19 protein-coding genes are annotated in these 22,405 nt (G+C 60.8%); 15 read left to right on the plus strand and 4 right to left on the minus strand.

All coding sequences use genetic code 11. The features are described from left to right. Positions 1-65: 65 nt before the first annotated feature. Positions 66-1,760, plus strand: coding sequence for a thiamine pyrophosphate-binding protein (locus E4662_RS13360; protein ID WP_240705190.1), 1,695 nt, complete (start codon positions 66-68; stop codon positions 1,758-1,760). On the opposite strand, the gene E4662_RS13365 is transcribed toward E4662_RS13360, so the two are convergent. Next, on the minus strand, positions 1,741-2,670 hold the full coding sequence (locus E4662_RS13365) for a LysR family transcriptional regulator (protein ID WP_136442072.1): 930 nt from the start codon (positions 2,668-2,670) through the stop codon (positions 1,741-1,743). The two genes, E4662_RS13360 and E4662_RS13365, sit on opposite strands and share 20 nt — an antisense overlap. 103 nt (positions 2,671-2,773) lie before the next feature. On the opposite strand from E4662_RS13365, the gene E4662_RS13370 reads away from it, so the two are divergent. From E4662_RS13370 to E4662_RS13410, 9 genes are all read left to right on the plus strand, one after another. Then, a complete protein-coding gene (locus E4662_RS13370) occupies positions 2,774-4,075 on the plus strand; it encodes an NAD(P)/FAD-dependent oxidoreductase (RefSeq protein WP_136442073.1) in 1,302 nt (433 codons plus the stop codon). A 4-nt stretch (positions 4,076-4,079) separates the two neighbouring features. Then, complete coding sequence (locus E4662_RS13375; RefSeq protein WP_136442074.1) at positions 4,080-5,054, plus strand: TRAP transporter substrate-binding protein; 975 nt, start codon at positions 4,080-4,082, stop codon at positions 5,052-5,054. Positions 5,055-5,144: 90 nt separating this feature from the next. Then, positions 5,145-5,666, plus strand: coding sequence for a TRAP transporter small permease (locus E4662_RS13380; RefSeq protein WP_136442075.1), 522 nt, complete (start codon positions 5,145-5,147; stop codon positions 5,664-5,666). A gap of 6 nt (positions 5,667-5,672) precedes the next feature. Next, positions 5,673-6,983, plus strand: a complete 1,311-nt coding sequence (locus E4662_RS13385; protein ID WP_136442076.1) for a TRAP transporter large permease — start codon at positions 5,673-5,675, stop codon at positions 6,981-6,983. Next, complete coding sequence (locus E4662_RS13390) at positions 6,980-7,894, plus strand: hypothetical protein (RefSeq protein WP_136442077.1); 915 nt, start codon at positions 6,980-6,982, stop codon at positions 7,892-7,894. Before E4662_RS13385 ends, E4662_RS13390 begins: the two co-directional genes overlap by 4 nt. A gap of 88 nt (positions 7,895-7,982) precedes the next feature. Beyond that, complete coding sequence (locus E4662_RS13395; protein WP_136442078.1) at positions 7,983-8,834, plus strand: transketolase; 852 nt, start codon at positions 7,983-7,985, stop codon at positions 8,832-8,834. Positions 8,835-8,898: 64 nt separating this feature from the next. Further along, positions 8,899-9,948 (plus strand): transketolase family protein, encoded by a 1,050-nt coding sequence (locus tag E4662_RS13400; protein ID WP_206080291.1) that lies wholly within the window; start codon positions 8,899-8,901, stop codon positions 9,946-9,948. After that, a complete protein-coding gene (gene ltnD, locus E4662_RS13405; RefSeq protein ID WP_136442079.1) occupies positions 9,941-10,840 on the plus strand; it encodes an L-threonate dehydrogenase in 900 nt (299 codons plus the stop codon). Before E4662_RS13400 ends, ltnD begins: the two co-directional genes overlap by 8 nt. A gap of 4 nt (positions 10,841-10,844) precedes the next feature. After that, a complete protein-coding gene (locus E4662_RS13410) occupies positions 10,845-11,597 on the plus strand; it encodes an SDR family NAD(P)-dependent oxidoreductase (protein WP_136442080.1) in 753 nt (250 codons plus the stop codon). 13 nt (positions 11,598-11,610) lie between these two features. Here the strand turns inward: E4662_RS13410 and E4662_RS13415 are convergent, their stop codons facing one another. Beyond that, positions 11,611-12,675: a Hint domain-containing protein gene (locus E4662_RS13415; RefSeq protein ID WP_136442081.1), complete on the minus strand. Its 1,065-nt coding sequence runs from the start codon at positions 12,673-12,675 to the stop codon at positions 11,611-11,613. 249 nt (positions 12,676-12,924) lie between these two features. Here E4662_RS13415 and E4662_RS13420 point away from each other — a divergent pair, with 249 nt between their 5' ends. Genes E4662_RS13420 through kdsA form a run of 3 tightly spaced genes read left to right on the plus strand, consistent with a single transcriptional unit; the run spans position 12,925 to position 15,493 of the window. Beyond that, the gene (locus E4662_RS13420) at positions 12,925-13,878 is read left to right on the plus strand and encodes a KpsF/GutQ family sugar-phosphate isomerase (RefSeq protein ID WP_136442082.1); all 954 of its coding nucleotides are present in this window, start codon (positions 12,925-12,927) and stop codon (positions 13,876-13,878) included. Continuing rightward, complete coding sequence (locus tag E4662_RS13425; RefSeq protein WP_136442083.1) at positions 13,875-14,663, plus strand: 3-deoxy-manno-octulosonate cytidylyltransferase; 789 nt, start codon at positions 13,875-13,877, stop codon at positions 14,661-14,663. Before E4662_RS13420 ends, E4662_RS13425 begins: the two co-directional genes overlap by 4 nt. Then, positions 14,660-15,493, plus strand: a complete 834-nt coding sequence (gene kdsA, locus E4662_RS13430) for a 3-deoxy-8-phosphooctulonate synthase (protein WP_136442084.1) — start codon at positions 14,660-14,662, stop codon at positions 15,491-15,493. Before E4662_RS13425 ends, kdsA begins: the two co-directional genes overlap by 4 nt. Before the next feature lie 28 nt (positions 15,494-15,521). Here the strand turns inward: kdsA and E4662_RS13435 are convergent, their stop codons facing one another. Further along, positions 15,522-16,910 carry a phosphomannomutase gene (locus tag E4662_RS13435; RefSeq protein WP_136442085.1) on the minus strand — a complete coding sequence of 463 codons (1,389 nt, stop codon included), beginning with the start codon at positions 16,908-16,910 and terminating at the stop codon, positions 15,522-15,524. Positions 16,911-17,033: 123 nt separating this feature from the next. On the opposite strand from E4662_RS13435, the gene E4662_RS13440 reads away from it, so the two are divergent. Together E4662_RS13440 and E4662_RS13445 are read left to right on the plus strand one after the other, a co-directional pair. Beyond that, positions 17,034-19,355 (plus strand): Tex family protein, encoded by a 2,322-nt coding sequence (locus tag E4662_RS13440; protein WP_136442086.1) that lies wholly within the window; start codon positions 17,034-17,036, stop codon positions 19,353-19,355. Positions 19,356-19,448: 93 nt separating this feature from the next. Next, positions 19,449-20,891 (plus strand): mannose-1-phosphate guanylyltransferase/mannose-6-phosphate isomerase, encoded by a 1,443-nt coding sequence (locus E4662_RS13445; RefSeq protein WP_136442087.1) that lies wholly within the window; start codon positions 19,449-19,451, stop codon positions 20,889-20,891. A gap of 66 nt (positions 20,892-20,957) precedes the next feature. On the opposite strand, the gene E4662_RS13450 is transcribed toward E4662_RS13445, so the two are convergent. Next, on the minus strand, positions 20,958-22,319 hold the full coding sequence (locus tag E4662_RS13450) for a polysaccharide biosynthesis/export family protein (RefSeq protein WP_136442088.1): 1,362 nt from the start codon (positions 22,317-22,319) through the stop codon (positions 20,958-20,960). Between the last annotated feature and the right edge of the window lie 86 nt (positions 22,320-22,405).

Here is a 22,405-nt window from a genome sequence, read left to right on the forward strand (position 1 = left end):
CTTGCTTTTTGTCCATAGTCACCGCCACTGTGACAGCGAACCGGGGCGCTGCAAAGGGGGCGGGCATGTCTGAAACGAACCGGATGAACGGCGCGGAGGCGATGGTGCGCATGTTGGAGGCGCAGGGTGCCACGCATATCTTTGGGCTCTGCGGTGACACGACGTTGCCGTTTTACGATGCCATGCGGGGGTTGGATCACGGGATAACCCATGTCCTGACCCGCGATGAACGCAGCGCCGCCTACATGGCGGATGGGTTCTCGCGCGTGACAGGACGGGTTGGTGTTTGTGAGGGGCCGTCCGGTGGCGGCGCGACCTATATTCTACCGGGGCTGATCGAAGCCAACGAAAGCTCTTACGCCGTGCTCGCGATTACCACGGATATCTCCGTTGGCACCTACGGAAAATTTCCGCTGACCGAGGTGGATCAGGACGCGCTCATGCGGCCCTTGACCAAGTATAACACCGTCATCAAACAGGCCGCACACATCCCACGCATGGTGCGCGCTGCCTTTCGCGCCATGACGTCAGGACGCGCAGGGGCTGCGCATCTTGGCCTGCCCTATGACATTCAATACGACGCGGTCGACCCAACGGATGTGCGGGGCGATCCGGTTTTTTCCACCTACCCGGCGCATCCCGCTGCACCGGAACCTGAGCGGATGACCGCGCTGGCAGAGGCACTGCTGTCTGCAAAGGCACCGCTCATTGTTTGCGGCGGCGGTGTGATCATCGCCGGGGCCTGCGAAAGCTTGGGGCAGCTTGCGGATCGGCTCGACATCGCCGTGGCCACTTCCATTTCCGGGAAAGGCTCACTTTCCGACGATCACCCGCAAAGCCTCGGCGTTGTCGGCTCCAATGGCGGCACACCGGAAACATGGGAGATGATGGAAAGCGCGGATCTCGTGCTGTTCCTCGGCTGCCGCGCTGGCTCAACCACCACGTCGCGGTGGACCGCGCCAAAACCGGGCACACGGGTTCTGCACATCGACAGCGATCCGATGACCATCGGGGCGAATTACCCAACCGAAGTTGGGGTAGTAGGCGATCTGCGGTTGGCGCTTGAGGCGTTGATCCGGGACTTGGATGCGCGGCAAGACCTGCCGACCTTCGGCGGCGCGGCACGTGTTCAGGACATCAAGTCCCGAAAGTTCGCCCGTTTTCACAACCTGGCCCAAAGCGTTGAGGCTCCGATCCGGCCCGAGCGCCTTATCGACACGCTCAACCGGCTCTTGCCGGACAACGCTATCGTCGTGAGCGATCCGGGCACCTCCTGCCCGTATTACAACGCGTTTGGCCACCGCCCCACGGCCGGCAGGACCTATATCACCAACCGCGCGCATGGCGCGCTCGGCTATGCGCTTGGCGCGTCCATCGGTGCGTGGTTCGGCAAACCAGATGCCAAAGTCGTCGCCATGATGGGAGATGGCAGTTTTGGCTTCACCTGCGGCGAATTGGAAACCGCCGTGCGATACAACGTTCCGGTGACCTTCATTGTCCTGAGCAATGCGAGCTTTGGTTGGATCAAAGCCAGCCAGAAGGACGACAAGGGCGGGCGGTATTACAACGTCGATTTCAACCGGACTGATAACGCAAGGGTCGCCGAAGGGTTTGGTGTGAAGTCATGGACCGTGAACGATCCGGCCGATCTGGACGGAACAGTGGCAGCGGCTCTGGCCCATGACGGGCCGACCCTGATCGACGTCGTGTGCCAAGCGCTGGAAGAGAGCGAAGCGCCGGTCATGCGTTGGATGGGTTAGCCTGTCGCACCGAATCTTTCACCGCGATCTTGCCGAGATCGTCGAGAAGCAGGTCCAGAAAAGCCCGGCCCACGGTAGACAAGGGCCGGGCTTTTGAGGTGATCACCACCATATCCATCAGAATGCGCGGCGCGAAGGGGCGCGAGGTGAACCGCCCATCGCCCTCCTCCTCAAGCGCAAAGGGATCAAGCAGAGCCACCCCCATGCCCTCGCGTACGAATCCCAGAAGATTGCGGAAAAGATGAGAGTGCACCCGCGCATTCAGCGTCGCCCCGGCCTCTGCAAAAGCCGCGCGCAGGCGCCGGTGGGTCATGTGATCCGGCCCCATCACGATAAACGGCGTGTTGTCGAGTATTTCAGGGGTCAGAACATCATACACCGTCAAAGGATGATCCAGCGGCAGAGCGATTCTTGTCTCGATGTGAAAGGCGTGCACGTTGAATGCATCATGCAGCAAAGGACGCTCACAGACGCCGATCTCGAACAGGCCAGAGGCGACCCATTCTTGGATTTTGGAAGAGTATTGCGATTGAAAGGTGATCGCCATGTCCGGCCTGTCCGCGGCAAAACGAGCGATCAGGCGCGGCATGTATCCGAAACTGATGGAGTGCTGAGAAGCAATCTGTAGCTGACCAGCCTGCTTGTTCTGCAAATCCGTGACGGCCTGTGCCACGTGATCCAACCCCCGAACCACGGTTTCAACCTCTCGATAGAGAACCTCTGCTTCTGGTGTGGGCACCAACCGTCCGCGCTGCCGCTCGAACAGGCGAAACCGCACCTCGCGCTCCAGCTGGGCCAACAGGTTCGAAAGACCGGGCTGCGAAATGCCAAGTTGCGCGGCAGCGGCGGTGACCGTGCCGGTCTCGATGATGGCATGAAACGCCTGAAGTTGCCGGAATCGCAGGGACATTTCACACATCATAAGTTTTGATGATGAGTCTTGCAATTATTTGTATTGGAAATGATGCAACCATCACGGCAGGCTCTGGATAACGAACGGGGGAATACACGGCATGAAAAAGACCATCGCCATCGTCGGCGCCGGAATTAACGGTGTTGCGACCGCGATTTGGCTGCAGCGGGATGGTCACGACGTGATCCTGATCGACCGGCTTGATCCGGGCGAGGGCGCGAGCCATGGCAATGGCGGTGTGCTGGCGAGTTGCTCCGTGGTGCCCGTGACCGTACCGGGGTTGTTGCGCAAGGCGCCGAAAATGCTGCTCGACCCGCGGCAACCCCTGTTCCTGAAATGGGGCTACCTTCCAAAGCTTGCGCCCTGGCTGATGAAATATCTCGCCCATGGCAACACCAAGGACGTTCGGCGGATCGCTTCGGCGCTTACCGGGGTGATCGGCGACAGCCTTGCCGATCATCAGGCTCTGAGCGCCGAAACCGGAGCAGAGCGCTACCTCGTCCCTTCAGATTACCTGTATCTTTACCCGGACCGCGCAGCCTATGAGGCCGACGCCTTCGGCTGGGGCATCCGGCGAGAGATGGGGTTCGACTGGGACGAACTCGAAGGCGAAGACTGGCGCACCTACGATCCGAACTTCTCTGACAGCATCGGATTTGCCGCCAGGTTCGGTAACCACGGCACAATCACGGATCCCGGGGCCTACGTCAAAACCCTTGCACGGCACGTCGAATCGCAGGGCGGCAAGATCGTGAAGGCCGAGGTCACAGGGCTTGTACAAGAAGGCGGGCAGGTCACCGGTGTGCGGGCCGGAGGAGAGACAATTGCCTGCGATGCAGCAGTTCTTGCCTTGGGAGCATGGTCCAAAGGGTTGGCCGATAAGCTCGGGCTCGACGTGCCGCTCGAGACCGAACGGGGCTATCATCTGGAGCTTTGGGAGCCGAATATTATGCCCAAGGCCCCGGTGATGGTGGCCAGCGGCAAATTTGTTGCAACGCCTATGGAAGGGCGCATCCGACTTGCCGGGATTGTCGAGTTTGGCGGCCTTGAAGCCGCGCCTTCCAAAGCCCCCTTCCGGCTTCTGCGTGACAACATCCGCGCTGCCATGCCCGGGCTGACATGGGCGCGGGAAGTGGAATGGATGGGCCACCGCCCAGCGCCTTCGGATTCGATTCCGGTCATCGGCGAAGTGCCGGGCATACGCGGCGCTTGGCTCGGGTTCGGGCACCACCATGTCGGACTGACAGGCGGGCCAAAGACCGGGCGGTTGCTTGCCCAGATGATTGGCGGGCACCGCCCGAATATTGACGTGACGCCCTATTCTCCGTCACGCTTTTCGAAACAGGCAAAATCCGTACCGGGCCAACCCGGACATCTCACCAAAGAACCAGCAAGGGAATGAAGACATGAAGACACTGACAGGATTGATGGCAGCTACCGCGTTGACAGCGGTTTCCGCAACGGCGGCGATGGCAGACAAGTGGGACATGCCGCTGGCCTATTCGGCCACCAACTTCCACTCCGAAAACGCGGCAGAGTTCGCGACCTGCGTCACCGAAGCAACGGGCGGCAGCACGGAAATCGTCACCCACCCCTCCGGTTCACTGTTTGCCGGAAACGACATCAAGCGTGCGATCCAGACCGGGCAGGCGCCGATTGGCGAACGTCTGATCTCGGCGCACCAGAACGAGAACCCGCTGTTCGGCATCGACTCGATCCCGTTCCTGGCCTCCTCCTTCGACGCGCATGAAAAACTCTGGGAAGTCGCCGGTCCGAAGATCGCCGAAGTGCTGGCCGAGCAAAACCTCGTCTACCTCTATTCCGTGCCGTGGCCGCCTCAGGGTCTCTACTTCAAGAAGCCGGTCGAGAGCGTGGCGGACATGGAAGGCATCAAGTTCCGGTCCTATTCCACCGCAACCGCGCGCATGGCGGAACTGACCGGCATGTTGCCTGTACAGGTGGAGGCCGCCGAACTCAGCCAAGCGCTGGCCACCGGCGTAGCGGAGAGCTTCATCTCCTCCGGTGCAACGGGCTATGACCGCAAGGTTTGGGAGCATCTGACGCATTTCTACGAAGTGGACGCCTGGCTGCCCCGTAACATCATCTTCGCCAACAAAGACGCGTGGGACGGTCTCGATGATGCCACAAGAACGGCCATGACCGATTGCGCGGCAGAGGCGAAAACCCGTGGTTTGCAGGCATCGAAAGACTACACCCAGTTCACGCTTGATGGCCTGAAGGCGGGCGGCATGGAAGTGGGTCGCGCGGGCGATAGCCTTGTCGGCGAACTCATGGTCATTGGCGACACCATGACCAAGGAGTGGCTCGACAGCGCCGGTGACGAAGGCGCGGCCATCGTTGACGCCTACAAAATGCAATAACGCGGAGAAAGCCTTTTCCTGAGGTTTTCTTCTCTTCTGGCCCACCCGTTCCCGGGTGGGTCTCCCCCCTTTTCCAAACAGGGCCAAACCATGACCGCGATCCGCCGCGTGCTTGATACGCTTTACCTCGCCGGGGGCGTCGTTGCCGCCGTGTTCACCGTACTGATCCTGGCAATCATCGTCGCACAGATGGTGGCGCGCTGGACCGGGCTGACCTTTCCCGGCGCTGCCGATTATGCCGGGTATTGCATGGCGGGTGCGAGTTTCTTTGCCTTTGCCTACGCGCTCAATCACGGCGCGCATATCCGGGTCAGCATCGCGCTCAACGCCATGGGCCGGTATCGGCGCTGGGGCGAGACTTTCTGCTACGCCGTCGGTGCCGCCGTCACGACCTTCGTCGCGCGGTATGCATGGAAATACATGTTGCAAAGTCACAAGTTCAAAGACGTGAGCCAGGGGCAGGACGCCACGCCCCTCTGGATCCCGCAGCTGGTCATGGTGATCGGATCCATTCTTCTCGCGATTGCCTTCTGGGACAATCTTGTTCGCCTTCTGGTCACCGGAACCACCAACGTTCAGGACGACCTCACTGATCAAAGCCACGCGGAGTAAAGACCCATGGAACAACTTGCTCCGATCATCATTTTTCTTTTTGTCCTCTTCGCCCTGCTCGGCAGCGGCGTCTGGGTCGGTCTTGCGCTCATGGGTGTGGCCTGGGTCGGCATGGAGATGTTCACGGTTCGCCCGGCGGGTGATGCCATGATCACGGTTGTCTGGCGCTCCACCTCGTCGTGGACGCTGACGGCCTTGCCCCTCTTCATCTGGATGGGCGAAATCCTGTTCCGAACGCGATTGTCCGAAGACATGTTCCGTGGTCTCAGTCCCTGGATGGCGCGCCTGCCGGGTGGCCTCGTACATACCAATATCGTTGGCTGTACCGTCTTTGCTGCGGTCTCCGGCTCCAGCGCCGCGACGCTGACGACCGTGGGCAAGATGTCCATCCCCGAACTGCGCAAACGCAACTATCCCGAACCCATGGTGATCGGTACTTTGGCCGGGGCTGCGACGCTTGGCCTCATGATCCCGCCGTCTCTGACCCTCATCGTCTATGGTGTGACGATCAATGAGAGCATCACCAAGCTGTTCTTTGCTGGCATCCTGCCCGGCCTCGTTCTTGCGCTGATGTTCATGGCCTATGTGGCGTTCTATTCCTTCATCTCGAAGAAATGGAATCCGACGCCTGATCCGGCCATGACCTTCATGGAAAAGGTCAGAAACTCCCGTTTCCTGATCCCGGTTCTGTTGCTGATCGTGGTGGTTATCGGCTCCATGTACCTCGGCTTTGCCACTGCCACAGAGGCCGCCGCCTTCGGCGTGATCGGCGCAATGCTCCTCGCCGCCGCACAAGGCTCGCTCACCTGGTCCACGTTCACCGAAAGCCTCATGGGCGCGGTGCGCACCTCCGCGATGATCGCCCTGATCCTTGCGGGGGCCGCGTTCCTGTCGCTCTCCATGGGTTTCACTGGGCTGCCGCGTGGGCTCGCAGACATGATTGCCAGCTGGGAGTTGTCCCGTTTCGAGCTACTCATGGCGCTGCTGGTATTCTACATCATTCTCGGGTGCTTCCTCGATGGCATCTCCAGCGTCGTTCTGACCATGGCCGTGGTTGAGCCAATGATCCGCGAAGCCGGGATTGACCTGATCTGGTTCGGCATTTTCATCGTGGTGGTCGTCGAGATGGCGCAGATCACCCCGCCCATCGGCTTCAACCTGTTTGTCCTGCAGGGCATGACAGAGCATCAAATGGGCTTCATCGCCCGCGCCGCCATCCCGATGTTCCTGATCATGGTGGTCATGGTCTTTGTTCTGATCGCCTTCCCGGACATCGCCACATGGTTGCCGGAGAACCTCAGGCAAAGGCCATCTTGATCGACCCGCTTCGCGCGCTGGCGCGGCACGGGCAATGGGTGCTGACCTTCGGGCTGGCACTTGGCCTTGGATTGCCCGGGTTGGCCGACACGCTGCATCCTTGGTTGTCTTGGCTGGTGGTGGGGCTTCTTTACGTGTCGTTTCTGCGTCTATCCGTGGCAGGCATGCTGGAAGCGCTTCGGGCTTTGCCGGACGTCATGCCTCAGGTGCTCATCCTGCAATTGGCTCTGCCGCTTCTGGTTACGCTGATCGCATGGATTACGGGAACACTGACCAGCCCGGTCGCCCTCGCCCTGATCCTTGTCAGCGCCGCGCCTGCCATCGTGGGAAGCCCAAACGTCGTCGTGATCATGGGCGCATCACCAGAGCCTGCCCTGCGCCTCATGGTCGCCGGCACGCTCCTCCTGCCTCTAACGATCATCCCCGTCTTTGTCTTGTCACCAGTGTTGAGCGGGGTTTGGGAGGTGGTTCTAGCCGCTCTGCGCCTGCTTTTGACCATTGTCCTGACCGCACTGGCCGCGATGCTGACCCGTCGGTTGCTCTTTCCTAACCCCGGCCCGGTCGCGCTCGACCGATTGCAAGGTGCATCCGCCCTTGCCTTGGTCGGTGTTGTCATCGCCCTGATGCCAGCTGTGGCCGAGGTTGCGCGCACCTCCCTGAGCGCACTCGCGTTCTGGCTGGCCATCGCTTTTGCAACCAATTTCGGGGCGCAGTGTGTCGGCCAGGTCCTGACAAAACGCGCTCCCAGAGACGAAGGTCTCGCGCTCTCGTTCATCGCGGGCAACCGCAACATCGCGCTGTTTCTGGTCTCCCTGCCACCGGAAGCGACAACCCAGATCCTGCCCTTCATCGGCTGCTACCAGCTGCCGATGTACCTCACACCGCTCTTGCTCAGACGGCTATATTCTTAAGTTTGGGTAAACAAGTATCTTAGCAAATCTCAATTGTTGGACCGCCAAACCGGGTTAGAACAGGGTATCTACTCTTGGGAGGCGCGCTATGCCGGACATCAGTCCCTTTGCTGCATCAAACGTGAGCCTCGCCCGGCGCGCATGGTCCATCCGCCGCCACGCTGTGCGCATGGGTGCCGTGCAAGGGCAAGGCTACATCGGACAGGCCCTCGGTGTGGCGGATGTGCTGGCCGTCTCCTATTTTCATGCCACATCCTACCGCCCGGGCGATCCGAACTGGGAAGGCCGCGATCGCTTCTACCTGTCCATCGGGCATTATGCGATTGCCCTTTACGCCACGATGATCGAGGCCGGGATCCTGCCGGAGGAGGAGATCGAAACCTACGGCATGGATGAAAGCCGCTTGCCCATGTCCGGCATGGCCTCCTACACGCCAGGCATGGAAATCACCGGCGGATCCTTGGGCCATGGCCTCGGCATCGCCGTGGGCGCGGCACTGGGGCTCAAACGCAAGGCCAACCCCGCTTTCGTCTACAACCTCATGTCTGACGGAGAGCTCGGCGAGGGCTCCACGTGGGAAGCCGTCATGTCCGCCGCCCAGCACAGGCTCGACAATCTCATCTGTATTGTCGACTTCAACAACCAGCAGGCCGATGGCCCCAGCCGAGATGCCCTCGCCACAACACCCGAAGCGCCAAAATGGCGCGCCTTCGGCTGGCACGCCCAGGAAGTGGACGGAAATAACATCGACGCCCTGCGCGAAGCCTTCGACACCGCCCGCGCCCACGATGGCCCTCAGCCACGCGTCATCATCTGCAACACCCGGATGTGCAAGGGCATCCCTTTCCTCGAAACGCGCGAAAAGACCCACTTCATCCGCGTGGAACCAGACGAATGGGCCAAGGCCACCGCCTATCTCGATCAAGTGAGTCCACCATGATGCGCGCCTGTGATTCTTCTCTGTTCAAATATCCAAATCCACCGACTGGCTCAGGAATAGCGCCATGAACGATGTCTCCTTCGGCCCAAACTCCCGCCGCGTGTCCAAGTTCCAGCCTCGGCAGGCACCAGCCAACAGCCACGCAACAAGCGCCATGATCGCCTCGCTCGACGCCGAAGGCCGCGAGACGATCACTGCGCCTTTTGGCGAGGCGCTGTGCGAAGTAGCGGCGAAACGGGATGATGTCGTCGGTCTATCCGCTGATCTGTCCAAATACACGGATCTGCATGTCTTCGCAGAGCGCTTTCCCGACAGGTTTTACCAGATGGGCATGGCCGAGCAGTTGCTGTTCTCCGCCGCCGCCGGGCTGGCGCGGGAAGGCTTCACACCTTGGGCCACAACCTATGCCGTCTTCGCCTCGCGCCGCGCCTATGACTTCATTTGCATGGCCATCGCCGAAGAAAACCTGCCGGTGAAAATCGCCTGCGCCCTGCCCGGCCTGACGACGGGGTATGGCCCCAGCCATCAGGCCACCGAAGATCTCGCGATTTTCCGTGGACTGCCAAACCTGACCATCGTCGATCCCTGCGACGCGGTTGAGACGATGCAGGCCACGCACGCCCTCTCCGAAAGCCCAGGCCCCACCTACATGCGCCTGTTGCGCGGCAAGGTTCCGGACGTTCTGGGCGCGTATGGATACAAGTTTGAGCTGGGCAAGGCCAAGTTGATCCATGACGGCGCGGATGTGCTGTTTGTCTCCTCTGGCTTCATGACCATGCGCACGCTCGACGCGGCCAAGGCGCTCAAGACCGATGGGATCGATTGTGCCGTCCTGCATGTGCCGACCATCAAGCCACTGGACGAAGCCAAGATCCAAGCCGAGGCCGCCAAAACCGGCAGGCTTATCGTGACAGCGGAAAATCACAGCATCATGGGCGGGTTGGGTGAAGCGGTGGGCGCAAGCCTGATGCGCGCAGGTGTAGCGGCCCGGTTTCGGCAGATCGCCTTGCCAGACGAGTTTCTCGACGCGGGAGCCTTGCCAACCCTGCACGATCAATACGGCCTCAGCGTTCCGCAGATTACCAAACGGGTGAAGGCGTGGCTCGATGCATGAAACCTGTCTGATCGGCCTTGGCGCCATGGGCATGGGGATGGCCCGCAACATCCTCAAGGCCGGCATTCCGCTCCGCGGGTATGACCTTTCCGAAACGGCCAGAGAACGGCTCACCGAAGCCGGTGGGCGCAGTTTCGACAGCGCGGTGGATGCTGCGCGGGGCTGTGACTTGCTGATCCTCATGGTGGTCAACGCCGAACAGGCGCGGGCCGTTGTTCTGACAAATGGCGTGGCCGAAGTTCTCAAACCGGGAGCGACTGTCATGCTGTGCAGCACTGTCGCCCCGGAAGACGCACGCGCCTTGGCCGCTGACCTTGAAGCCGCCGGGTTGATCATGCTCGACGCGCCGGTTTCCGGCGGGCAGGTCGGAGCGGAGGCGGGCAGTCTGACACTCATGACATCCGGGCCAGAGGCTGCGTACACCCGAGCGCAACCGGTTCTGGACGCGATTGCAGGCACCGTTCATCGGCTTGGGGACAAGCCGGGACTCGGCGCGACCTACAAGGTCGTGCATCAGCTTGCTGCCGGGGTGCATCTGGTGGCCGCCGCAGAGGTCATGGCCCTTGGCGCGCGGGCGGGTTGTGATCCTGAGAAGCTGTTCGGGATTGTCAGCACCAGCGCCGGGCGCAGTTGGATGTACGAAGATCGGGTGCCCCGGATGTTGTCAGGGGAAACAGATCCGGCGTCCAGTGTGGACATCTTTGTCAAGGATCTGGGCCTTGTCCTGCAAACCGGCCGCGATTGCGCAACGCCGCTGCCCCTGAGCGCCGCCGCGCATCAGATGATGCTCGCAGCCAGCGCCATGGGCTTCGGCAAGCTCGACGACTCTTGTGTCATCCGAGCCTACGAGGCGCTCACCGGCTACGCCGCGAAGACAGCGGAAGAGGAGTAGCGCCATGCTCTTGGGCAACAAAACTGCAATCATCACAGGCGGCGCAAGCCCGCGCGGCCTTGGTAAGGCGACAGCCAGGCTCTTTGCCGAACACGGCGCACGTGTGGCGATCCTTGATCTTGATGGCAAGCATGCCACAGAGGCTGCGACGGACCTACCGGGGAAAGGACATATAGGTCTTGCCTGCGACGTGACCGACAAGGCGGCTTGTCAAAACGCAGCCGACACGGTGATCGCCCAATGCGGTCACGTTGATATCCTTGTTAACAACGCCGGCATCACCCAGCCTCTGAAGCTGATGGGGATCGAGCCGGAGAACTATGACGCCGTGCTCGACGTGAACCTGCGGGGCACGCTCTATATGAGTCAGGCAGTAATCCCGCATATGCACGCACGCAAAAGCGGTGCCATCGTCAATATAAGCTCGGTCAGCGCCCAGCGCGGTGGCGGGATCTTTGGCGGGCCGCATTATTCGGCGGCAAAGGCCGGTATCCTTGGATTGACCAAAGCCATGGCGCGGGAACTGGCCCCTGATGGCATCCGCGCCAACGCGGTCTGCCCCGGTTTTATCGCCACCGACATCACCGGTGGCATGCTCACCGATAACATGATGAAGGGTATTCTGGACGGCATCCCCATGGGCCGCGCCGGAGAAGCCTCGGATGTGGCAGGTTGCTGCCTGTTCCTTGCATCAGATCTGTCGGCCTATGTGACCGGGTCCGAAGTGGACGTGAATGGAGGATCGCTGATCCACTGACCGCATAACGCGGTCAGGCTGCGTCATGCAGCAGGATCGCCGCCTCGGATTTCGACAGGTTGCGCCTTGCATAGCTGCCATAGAGGTGCGGGTTCTCGCGCAGCCGGGGCTCCAGCTGCAACAGCCGCGCCCTGTCTGCCGTGGACAGTGTGGTCAAGGACGTGTTCGCCGGGTGGAAGCTTTCTGTCTCAACCCCATTGGCAAAAACGATCTCGTGGCGTGGCAACAGCAGATGCACATAAGTCACCTCCCGAACCGCCGTATCGACCAAAACGCTGCTTCCGTTAACCAGATCCCGCGCAGAAACCAGCACCTCTGGCGTGTTGAAGAGCGCCCGCGCCACCGCGCCTTTGACCACCATCCGATGCTCCGGTGAGACAAGGAAGGCCTCTTCGGGATGATCTATTCCGAAAGCCCCGGCACGAATGCGGATCGGGCGCAGCTTTGGCATGGCAAAAAGGCGCGCACCGGTCATGAAGCGGCTTCCGATCCACTCGATTGGCTGGGGGCCGCTATCCTTGGTCTGAACCAGGTCCCCTTCGCGCAGCTCTTCAATGCGTTTGCGCCCGTTCGGCGTGTCGATCCATGTTCCAGGCGTAAAGCAGATCACGCCTCCCGCCTGCTCACCGGCAGACGGATCCCGCATCAGTTCCATCGAATGATGCACAACCCAAAGGTCCCGCTCTGCGGGTGGCATTTCATCGAGGAACATCAACAACGGCGGCGCACCCGTGTTCACGTCAATCACCGTCACCGTGTAGCTTTGCGCGCCATCCGTCACGACAAAGCTGCTTTCAGCCAGCGGATGGTCCACCTCGACGCTGCCCAGATCGTCATTTTGCGTGATCGCCGCACCCACAAGACGCCGCACCATGCGTGCCGCGCGCTTGCGCAAATGCGCTTCGCCGTCTGCCTGATCAAGCTGCAGGATCGAAGAAGGACCATCGACCCGTACAGCACTCCCCTGCCAGGACCATGTGGCCCCGACCGTCAGAGAAGACGGAGATGCGGCCTTGAGACCGTCTATATCCGTCTGAGACCAAGAGATGACGAACGTGCCTCGATAGCCCGTTCTCATGCCTGTATGCCTGCTCGTTTTTTGTTTTGTCTTTTTTCAGCAGCTTAGGCCAAGAGTGCCATTTTTGGAATATTGTTAAGGAATCTCAGGCGGCTGTGACCCAGATCACGGGGCTTTTCGTTGCAGATGAGTCACAAAAACCACACCTTGGCCTTACGTGACCTAACGGCATGCAGACCCGAGGCGGTATTGGACAAGGCCCCGAATGCGCGGTAACAGGCGATCATCCTCAGGCTTGAGAGTGCCGTTATGACCGTAACCCCATCCGAAATTGCTCGCGAGGTGCTGACAACCGAAGCCTCGGCCCTGACCCGATTGGGCAGCGAGTTGCCCGAAAGCTTCGATGCCGTGGTTGCGCTTTTGCTGGGTGTTCAGGGGCGGGTGATCGTCTCTGGCATGGGCAAATCCGGTCATGTTGCCGGGAAGATTGCCGCGACCTTCGCGTCAACCGGGACACCGGCTCAGGCGGTCCACCCCGGCGAGGCGAGCCATGGCGATTTGGGGATGATCACCCGCAATGACGCGGTGATCCTGATTTCCAACTCGGGCGAGACGCGGGAACTCGCTGACATGATTGCCCATTGCGCCCGCTTCAACATTCCGCTGATCGCCATGACCAAGAAGGTCGGCAGCACGTTGGGAAGCGCCGCGCAGCATGTGCTGGTCTTGCCCAATGCGCCTGAGGCCTGCGCCATCGGCATGGCCCCGACCACGTCTACGACCATGGCCATGGCTCTGGGCGATGCCCTTGCGGTGGCGATGATGCGCAATCGGAATTTCGGCAAGGAAAACTTCGCGGCATTCCACCCCGGCGGCACGCTTGGCGCGCAGCTCCTGCATGTGCGCGCGGTCATGCATGTCGGGGCGGAATTGCCAACGGTTGAGGCCGCAACGCCAATGAGCGAAGTTCTTCTGGAGATGAGCCAGAAAGGCTTTGGTGTGGCCGCTCTGGTCAACGGCGAACACCTCGCCGGGATCATCACGGACGGCGATTTGCGCCGCAACATGGACGGCTTGATGGATCGGACTGCGGGCGAGGTCGCCACGCGTACCCCGATGGTCACCCGCCCCGATACCCTGCTGACGGAGGCTCTGGGAGTCATGAACATGTCGAAACGGACGGTTTTGCTGGTGGTTGAGGAAGATCACCGGCTGGTGGGTCTTCTGCACATCCACGATGCTTTGCGGGCAGGTGTGGCATGAGCGCGGTCATCTTCATCCCCGCCCGCTACGCCTCCACGCGCTATCCTGGCAAACCATTGGTGGAACTGACCGGGGCAACCGGCGAATCCAAATCCCTGATTCAACGGTCATGGGAAGCCGCCAAGTCCGTGAAGGGCGCGGATGCGGTCTATGTTCTGACCGATGATGACCGCATTGCCGAGGCCGCAAAAAGCTTTGGCGCGGATGTCATCATGACCTCTTCGGAGGCTCAAAACGGAACGGAACGCTGCGCCGAAGGCGTCGCGGGGCTGGGCTTTGAACCTGACGTGATAGTGAATCTTCAGGGCGACGCGCCATTGACCCCGGCGTGGTTCGTCGAGGACCTGATCGCGGCCATGTCCGATGCGGGCGTGCATATGGCGACTCCGGTTCTGAAATGTGACCATGAAACCCTGTCGAACTTCGTTACGGACCGCCACGCGGGCCGCGTGGGCGGCACCACCGCCGTGATGCGGCGGGACGGCAAGGCAATTTATTTCTCCAAAGAAGTCCTACCCTATGTCGGCAACCTGGATTCGCCCCCAGAGGTCTGGCACCACGTGGGCGTCTACGCTTACCGCCCCGATGCCCTGCGCGCCTATATGGAATGGCCCGAAGGCCCGGTAGAAAAGGCCGAAGGACTGGAGCAACTGCGCTTCCTTGAAAATGGCATGGACGTCACCTGCGTTCCGGTCGAAGGCAAGGGCCGGGTGTTCTGGGAATTGAACAACCCCGTGGATGTGAACCGCATCGAAGGGGTTCTGAAAAAGGAAGGCATCGCATGAGCGCCGTCACCATCCGCGATGTGACCATCGCAAACGATCTGCCCTTTGCCCTGATTGCCGGGCCTTGCCAGCTGGAGAGCCTCGATCATGCCCGCATGCTGGCCGAGAAAATCGCCGAAGCGGCGGGCGCATCCGGCATTCCGTGGATCTTCAAGGCGAGCTACGACAAGGCGAACCGCTCTTCCCTGAAGGGCAAGCGCGGGCTTGGCATGGATGAGGGCCTGCGCATTCTCGGGACCATCCGCGAAGAATTCGGCGTTCCGGTCCTGACAGATGTGCATGAAGCCGCCCATTGCGCGCCCGTGGCCGCGGTGGTCGACATTCTGCAAATCCCGGCTTTCCTCTGCCGGCAGACAGACCTCTTGCTTGCTGCGGGCGAGACCGGCAAGGCTGTGAACGTCAAGAAAGGCCAGTTTCTCGCCCCTTGGGACATGGCCAATGTGGCGGACAAGATCGCCAGCACTGGCAATGAAAACATCCTCCTGTGCGAGCGCGGCACGTCTTTTGGCTACAACATGCTGGTCTCGGACATGCGGTCCTTGCCGATCATGGCAGAGACAGGTCGCCCCGTGGTGTTCGACGCCACCCATTCGGTGCAAATGCCGGGCGGGCAAGGCACCTCTTCGGGCGGCAAACGGGAGTATGTCGAACCTTTGGCGCGGGCGGCTTTGGCCATCGGCTGCGGTGCGGTTTTCATGGAAACGCACGAAGACCCGGACAACGCACCGTCCGACGGGCCGAACATGGTGCCGGTTCAGGTTCTGGCGCAGGTCCTGTCCGGTATGAAAGCCATCGACGATCTGACAAAGGCCCGCAGTTACGCGCTGTGACAGAAGTCTTTCAGAGACTTCGGCACACTCAGGCGAGCCGCGTTTTCAGTTTATCCAGATAGACGGTGACGAGGGACAGCGCGCGATCCGCGTTGTCCGCCTCGGCATAACACCTGAACTCCGGCGCATTGCCGGAGGGGCGCAGGTGAACCACATCGCCGGTCTCAAATGAGACACGCAATCCGTCGGTCTCATCAACGGTTGCCTCTGCCCCTGTCTCGGCAAAGAACGCCTTTCGTGCTTCCGCGTCACCAGAAAGCTCCGCGATAAAGGCCTTGGACCGATCCGTCTCAATACCTTGAATCCGGTCGGCGGCGGTAAAACGTGGCGGGAGATCATCGGCCAGAGCCGCGAGCGAGACGCCTTGTTTGGCTGCTTCAGCCAAGGGGGCAATGATCGGCAGCAGACAATCGCGCGTCATCAGTGGGACAAGCAGCCCGGCAGGGCCATTCGCTTCAAAACCCAATAGGAAACCGCCGTTGGCCTCGTAACCCACAACTTGCGCGGCGGCGTCCGTGGCCAGCGCCGCTTCCATTGCGGCAATCACATAAGGCGAGCCAATCCGGGTGAGCTGAACCGTGTCAAACTCCGGCATCTGCGCAATCATCGTGTTGGAACTGACCGGGGTGCAGAGGACTTTCGCGCCCAGCGCCCGCGCCGTCAGTGCGCCAAGCACGTCGCCGGGAATGACCCGGCCTGTGGCATCCGCCACCATGGGACGGTCCGCATCACCATCGGTCGAGACAACCGCATCAAGCCCATGCTCTGCGCACCATCCCGCCAGCATGGCACGCGTGTCAGGATCCAGCGCTTCGGTATCAACCGGGATAAACGTGTCGGAGCGGGCCAGTGGCACCGGTTCTGCGCCAAGCGCTTTGAGAACGTCCACCATCACGTCGCGCGCCACGGAGCTGTGTTGGTAAACGCCGATCCGGAGCCCATTCAAAGCCGCGCCGAACCCCGTGACATAGCGCTGCGCATAAGCGCTGACCGCGTCATTTTCCCGTCTGGCGACCTGCTCACCCAAGGCTGCTGTTTTGCCCCGGTTCGCTGTTATCGCCTCTTCGTCCGGCTTGCTGATTTCACCGGTTGGTACATAGAATTTCAGCCCGTTGCGGTCTGCCGGGATGTGGCTTCCGGTCACCATGATCGCCGCTTGTCCGGCTTCCAGCGAAGAGAGCGCCAAGGCCGGGGTCGGCAGCACGCCGCAATCAATGGCCTGAACACCTGCGGCTTCCACCGCGCGCAGCACCCATTCCGCGATTTCCGGCGAAGAGGGGCGCAAATCGCGGCCCACATGCACTGCACCGCCAGTCGGGCAGGCCAAAAGGAAGGCGTTTGTGTAATCCGTGACCAGTTCCTCGGTCAGTTCCGTAACCAGCCCGCGCAGGCCGGATGTTCCGAATTTCGGCGCCATTCCGCTCTCCATTTTGCTCAAACGGTTGATGCCCAAGGCGCGCCGCAAAGGCAACCGATTTGGCCGCTTGCGAGCGACATGGGCGAGGGCTATCACGGTCTTCCCAAGAGGAAGGAGACGCCAATGTCCGACACCGCCGAGCGCATCAGCCGCACAATCGCCACCGAAATCGGCGCGGCCCCGAAACAGGTTGCCGCTGCCGTGGAGCTTCTGGACGGTGGGGCGACGGTGCCTTTCGTGGCGCGGTATCGGAAAGAAGTCACGGGCGGGCTTGACGATGCGCAGTTGCGCACCCTGAACGACCGCCTGGCGTACCTGCGCGAGATGGAGGCCCGGCGGGCCACAATCCTGTCGTCGATCAAGGATCAGGGGAAGCTGACAGATGCGCTGACCCGGCAGATTGCGCAGGCCGAAACCAAGGCGGCGCTTGAAGACATCTACCTTCCTTACAAGCCCAAACGCCGAACGCGTGCGATGATCGCCCGGGAAAACGGGCTGGAACCGTTGTTGCGCGGGATTGTCGAAAACCGTGGCGCGGATCCGACGAAACTGGCAGAAGGTTATGTGAAGGGCGATATTCCCGATGTGAAAAAGGCGCTCGAAGGCGCACGGGACATTCTGGCCGAGGAACTGACCGAGAACGCGGAGCTTCTGGGCAAGCTTCGAACCTTCATGATGGCTGAGGCGCGGATCACTGCGCGCGTGCAGCCCGGCAAAGAGCAGGAAGGCGCGAAGTTTTCCGATTATTTCGATCATTCGGAGAAATGGGCAGACATCCCCTCGCACCGGGCTTTGGCCATCCTGCGGGCGGCCAAGGAAGAAATCGTAACCATTGAAATCGCCCCTGACGCAGAAACCGGCGTGCCGCGCGCCATCGGCATGGTCTGTGCCGTTCTGGGAACGAAGGGCGAGCAACCCGGCGATATATGGCTGCGCGATGCGGCCAGCTGGACGTGGCGGATCAAGCTGAGCCTGTCGATGTATGTCGACCTCCTTTCCGAACTGCGCAAACGGGCACATGAAGCCGCCATTGATGTTTTCTCCCGCAACCTCAAAGACTTGCTGCTCGCCGCACCTGCGGGTGCCAAGGCAACGCTGGGTCTCGATCCGGGCATTCGCACCGGCGTGAAGGCCGCCGTGGTTAATGCGACCGGAAAACTCGTGGAGACCGCCACGCTTTACCCCTTCCAGCCAAAAATGGATGTGCGCGGAGCGGAAGCGGCAATTCTGGCGATGGTTCAGCGGCATGGTGTGGATCTGATTGCCATTGGCAATGGGACCGCCAGCCGTGAAACCGAGCGGCTTGTAGCCGATACGCTGAAGCTTTTGCCCAAGTCCGTGAACGCTCCGAAGAAGGTCGTCGTCTCGGAGGCCGGTGCTTCTGTCTATTCCGCGTCCGAACTGGCGTCGAAAGAGTTTCCGGATCTCGATGTCTCCCTGCGCGGCGCGGTTTCCATTGCCCGGCGCTTGCAGGATCCGCTGGCGGAACTGGTGAAAATCGAACCCAAGAGCATTGGTGTCGGTCAATACCAGCACGACGTCGATCAGCGCCGCCTCGCCCAAGCGCTTGAAGCAGTTGTCGAAGATGCGGTGAACGCGGTGGGGGTTGACCTTAACATGGCCTCCGCGCCCCTCCTTGCGTATATCGCGGGGCTGTCCGCGGGCACGGCGCAGAACATCGTCGATCACCGCGACATCCACGGCGCTTTCCCCTCACGCAAAGCGTTGATGAAAGTGCCAGGGCTGGGCGCGAAGACCTTCGAGCAATGCGCGGGGTTCCTGCGCATTCAGGACGGAACAGAGCCGTTGGATGCCTCTTCGGTGCACCCCGAAGCCTACGGCGTGGCGCGCAAGATTGTGAAAGCCTGCGGGCGCGATATTCGCGCGATCATGGGCGATGGATCTGCACTTCGTGGTCTCAGAGCCGAACAATTCGTGGACGACACCTTCGGCCTGCCAACGGTTCGGGATATTCTATCTGAGCTTGAAAAACCGGGCCGAGATCCGCGTCCGGACTTCAAGACCGCCAGCTTTGCCGACGGTGTCGAGGACATCAAGGATCTCAAACCCGGCATGCGGCTGGAAGGCACGGTGACCAACGTCGCCGCCTTCGGCGCGTTTGTCGATATTGGCGTGCATCAGGATGGGCTTGTGCACATCAGTCAGCTGGCCGACAGGTTCATCAAAGATCCGCATGATGTGGTCAAGGCCGGAGACGTGGTGACCGTTTCCGTCACGGAGGTGGATGTGCCGCGCAAACGTATTGGCCTCTCGATGCGCAAGGACGGTGGCAAAGGCGGTGGGCGACCAGAGAGGCAAGACCGGAACTCCGGCCCGCGGCAAAAGCCGTCCAAGTCCCAACCGCCGCGCGGAAAGCAAAGTTCTGGCGGGCAAACCGGAGCGCTGGGTGCTGCTTTGCTGGATGCTATGAAAAAAGGGCGCTGATCCGCGCGCGCTATTCTGCAATGCAGAACGCGCATTGGCCTAGCCACCATCATTTGCTAAGCAAGGCGCAACACCTTCTAACAGGGTTTCAAAATGGCTTTCACCTCAATTATTCCAGTCATTCTTTGTGGCGGTTCCGGCACGCGTCTTTGGCCGTTGTCGCGGAAGAGTTATCCCAAGCAATTTGCCAAACTGATGAGCGAAGAGACGCTGTTTCAGGCGTCATCCAAGCGCATGTCGGGCGGCACCGATACGCTGACCTTTGACAAGCCGATGGTTCTGACAAACGCCGATTTCCGGTTCATCGTCACCGAACAGCTGGCCGAAGTGGGGATTGATCCCGGTGCGGTGCTGATCGAACCCGAGGGACGCAACACGGCGCCCGCCGTGCTTGCCGCCGCGCTCTACGCATCACAAAACAATCCCGATGCGGTAATGCTCGTCGCCCCATCCGATCACGTTGTCCCGGATACCGCAGCGTTTCACGCCGCCGTAGAACGCGGGTTGAAAGCGGTGGAAGAAGGCAAGCTGGTGACCTTTGGTATCGCGCCGACCCACGCAGAAACCGCCTACGGCTATCTGGAACTGGCGGGCTGCCCGGACGACTCCGAAGCGGCCCAGCCGTTGACCCGTTTTGTGGAAAAACCGGACGCAGATCGGGCCGCCGAGCTGCTCAAGGCGGGCAACTACATGTGGAATGCCGGGATTTTCCTGTTCCGCGCCGCCGACATCATCGCCGCGTTTGAAAAACACGCTGGCGATCTGTGTGATCCGGTCAAAACCGCCGTCTCCGAGGCCGAAACGGATCTCGGGTTCCTGCGCCTTGCCGCGGATCCCTGGAGCCGGGCCGAAGACATCTCCATCGACTATGCGGTCATGGAAAAGGCCGACAACCTTGCCGTTGTTCCCTTCAGCGCGGGCTGGTCGGACTTGGGTGGATGGGACGCGGTCTGGCGCGAAAGCGGGCCCGATGATGCAGGCGTCGTTGCCGAGGACAACGCCACGGCAATCGACTGCCGGGACACCCTGCTGCGCTCCGAGAACCCGAACCTAGAAATCGTCGGGATCGGCCTTGAGAACGTGATGGCCGTGGCCATGAACGATGCCGTTCTTGTGGCCGATATGCGCCGGGCTCAGGACGTGAAACTGGCGGTCTCGACGCTCAAGGAAAAGGGCGCGCTTCAGGCGGCGCAATTCCCGAAAGACCACCGTCCATGGGGTTGGTTTGAAAGCCTCGTTGTGGGTCAGCGCTTCCAGGTGAAACGCATCCTTGTACACCCGGGCGCATCGCTTTCGTTGCAAAGCCACTTCCACCGATCCGAACACTGGATCGTCGTTGAAGGCACCGCAAAGGTGACCGTCGATGATGAGGTCAAATTGCTGACTGAAAACCAGTCCGTTTACATCCCGCTTGGCGCTGTTCACCGCATGGAGAACCCCGGCAAGGTGCCCATGGTTCTGATTGAAGTGCAGACCGGAACGTACCTCGGTGAGGACGATATCGTCCGATACGAAGACGTCTACGCGCGCGGCTGATCACCGAAACCACCAAACAAGAAAGCCGGGGATGATCCCCGGCTTTTTTCGTTCTGAGACCGGCTTTTAGTTGGCCGCAGCGGCCACAGTTGTTGTAATCAGCGACGGGGTGATCTGACGGATCACGCGCCCCCAACGGGTCACCGGCTGCTCCGAGACAAAGATCACATCGTTCGGCCGCAGTTCAAACCGTGTCGCAAGCATGAAATTGGCCGCGTTCCGCCCGTCCAGTTGCCAAGCGGTTACAGCCCCAAACTCGCGCGCATCTTCCGAGCCGCGCAGCACGTAGATTTCCCGGACATTCCCCGTTTCCGTCGGAATCCCACCGTTGCTGTAGAGCGCATCGGCAAGCGACGCCGTCTTCCCAAAGGGCAGCGGGTAGCGGCTTTGCTCCGACACTTCGCCAGTCAGATACACATAGTCCCGCTCCACGGAATCGAGTTCGAGCCGGGTCAGGTAGTTCTGTCGCGTGTCCTGCATCGCATTGCGGCGAATGTTAACTTCGGCCTGCAATTCATTCAGCGCGTTGACCCGCGCGGATTGCCGGAATTGTGCTGTCCTGATTTCCTGTTCGAAGTAGGCCTGCGCCTGATCAAGCTGAACCTGCGTGTCGACAAAAACACTGTCGCCTTGTTGCAACCGTGTGCGCTGCAGGCCCCGGTTGGAATAGAGCTCGCTGAGCGGGATTTGATAGAGCGTCCCATCGCGATAGATCCGCACCGAGGCATAATCCAGATCGGAGGCATTGACCCCACCGGCCGCTGCAAGCGCTTCGTCCAGATAGAGCGGCGTCAGACCAATCGAAGTCACCGTCGGCTGGGACACGGCACCACCAATGGACACTTTCTGAGAATTGAACTCGGCAATCTCGAGGCTGAACGTCGGATCAATCTGGTTTTCAACAAGCCGCTGGAACAGTTCGGCCTCGGCCTGATCAATGGTCATGCCACGAACCTGCACACGGCCCACGTTCGGGATCGCAATCGCGCCATCGTCCTGCACGGTGTAACCTTGGCGCGCGTTAGACGCGGCCAGCAGACCGGTCAGCTGCTCAACCGTATTGCCCGTTTGCGGCGTGGCGAGGAGGAGGACATCGCCCACCCCGATCTGGTAAGGACGGTCACTGATCTGCGGGGGAATCCGCGTTTCGAGAAAGCCACTTGCCTGACCGGGATCCCCGATCGGACGCGGCAAAGCCCCAACTCCACGCGGGTTGGCCCCGGCCCCGGCCGCAGCAAAGAATACACCCGGCAGCTGTTTGGGTTTGAAGGACGAGCGGTTGGCGGAAATGACCGTTTCCGGGGTCATCTCGACAACGCGCACCTTTGTGTCGTCATCGTTCAGAGGATTGACGCTCGGCGATTGATACACCACGTCGCATCCAATCAGGAATGCAAAGGCAAGAGCGGCAGAAAGTGGCCTGAGCATTGGCGCGTCCTAAACTGAAATTGTCTGGATGGGAGTCTACCCGCTGAGACTATGCGGTGCCAGTTTTGGCAATAGCCCAAAACAAA

The organism is Pacificoceanicola onchidii, assembly GCF_004804335.1.
Lineage (GTDB): Bacteria > Pseudomonadota > Alphaproteobacteria > Rhodobacterales > Rhodobacteraceae > Pacificoceanicola > Pacificoceanicola onchidii.

Coding starts and splice junctions, on each gene's coding strand:
- E4662_RS13410 (WP_136442080.1), top strand. CDS start 10,845: ATGCTCTTGGGCAACAAAACTGCAATCATCACAGGCGGCGCAAGCCCG.
- E4662_RS13375 (WP_136442074.1), top strand. CDS start 4,080: ATGAAGACACTGACAGGATTGATGGCAGCTACCGCGTTGACAGCGGTT.
- E4662_RS13370 (WP_136442073.1), top strand. CDS start 2,774: ATGAAAAAGACCATCGCCATCGTCGGCGCCGGAATTAACGGTGTTGCG.
- E4662_RS13360 (WP_240705190.1), top strand. CDS start 66: ATGTCTGAAACGAACCGGATGAACGGCGCGGAGGCGATGGTGCGCATG.
- E4662_RS13385 (WP_136442076.1), top strand. CDS start 5,673: ATGGAACAACTTGCTCCGATCATCATTTTTCTTTTTGTCCTCTTCGCC.
- E4662_RS13435 (WP_136442085.1), bottom strand. CDS start 16,910: ATGGCGCCGAAATTCGGAACATCCGGCCTGCGCGGGCTGGTTACGGAA.
- E4662_RS13445 (WP_136442087.1), top strand. CDS start 19,449: ATGGCTTTCACCTCAATTATTCCAGTCATTCTTTGTGGCGGTTCCGGC.
- E4662_RS13420 (WP_136442082.1), top strand. CDS start 12,925: ATGACCGTAACCCCATCCGAAATTGCTCGCGAGGTGCTGACAACCGAA.
- E4662_RS13425 (WP_136442083.1), top strand. CDS start 13,875: ATGAGCGCGGTCATCTTCATCCCCGCCCGCTACGCCTCCACGCGCTAT.
- E4662_RS13400 (WP_206080291.1), top strand. CDS start 8,899: ATGAACGATGTCTCCTTCGGCCCAAACTCCCGCCGCGTGTCCAAGTTC.
- ltnD (WP_136442079.1), top strand. CDS start 9,941: ATGCATGAAACCTGTCTGATCGGCCTTGGCGCCATGGGCATGGGGATG.
- kdsA (WP_136442084.1), top strand. CDS start 14,660: ATGAGCGCCGTCACCATCCGCGATGTGACCATCGCAAACGATCTGCCC.
- E4662_RS13415 (WP_136442081.1), bottom strand. CDS start 12,675: ATGAGAACGGGCTATCGAGGCACGTTCGTCATCTCTTGGTCTCAGACG.
- E4662_RS13380 (WP_136442075.1), top strand. CDS start 5,145: ATGACCGCGATCCGCCGCGTGCTTGATACGCTTTACCTCGCCGGGGGC.
- E4662_RS13450 (WP_136442088.1), bottom strand. CDS start 22,319: ATGCTCAGGCCACTTTCTGCCGCTCTTGCCTTTGCATTCCTGATTGGA.
- E4662_RS13440 (WP_136442086.1), top strand. CDS start 17,034: ATGTCCGACACCGCCGAGCGCATCAGCCGCACAATCGCCACCGAAATC.
- E4662_RS13365 (WP_136442072.1), bottom strand. CDS start 2,670: ATGTCCCTGCGATTCCGGCAACTTCAGGCGTTTCATGCCATCATCGAG.
- E4662_RS13395 (WP_136442078.1), top strand. CDS start 7,983: ATGCCGGACATCAGTCCCTTTGCTGCATCAAACGTGAGCCTCGCCCGG.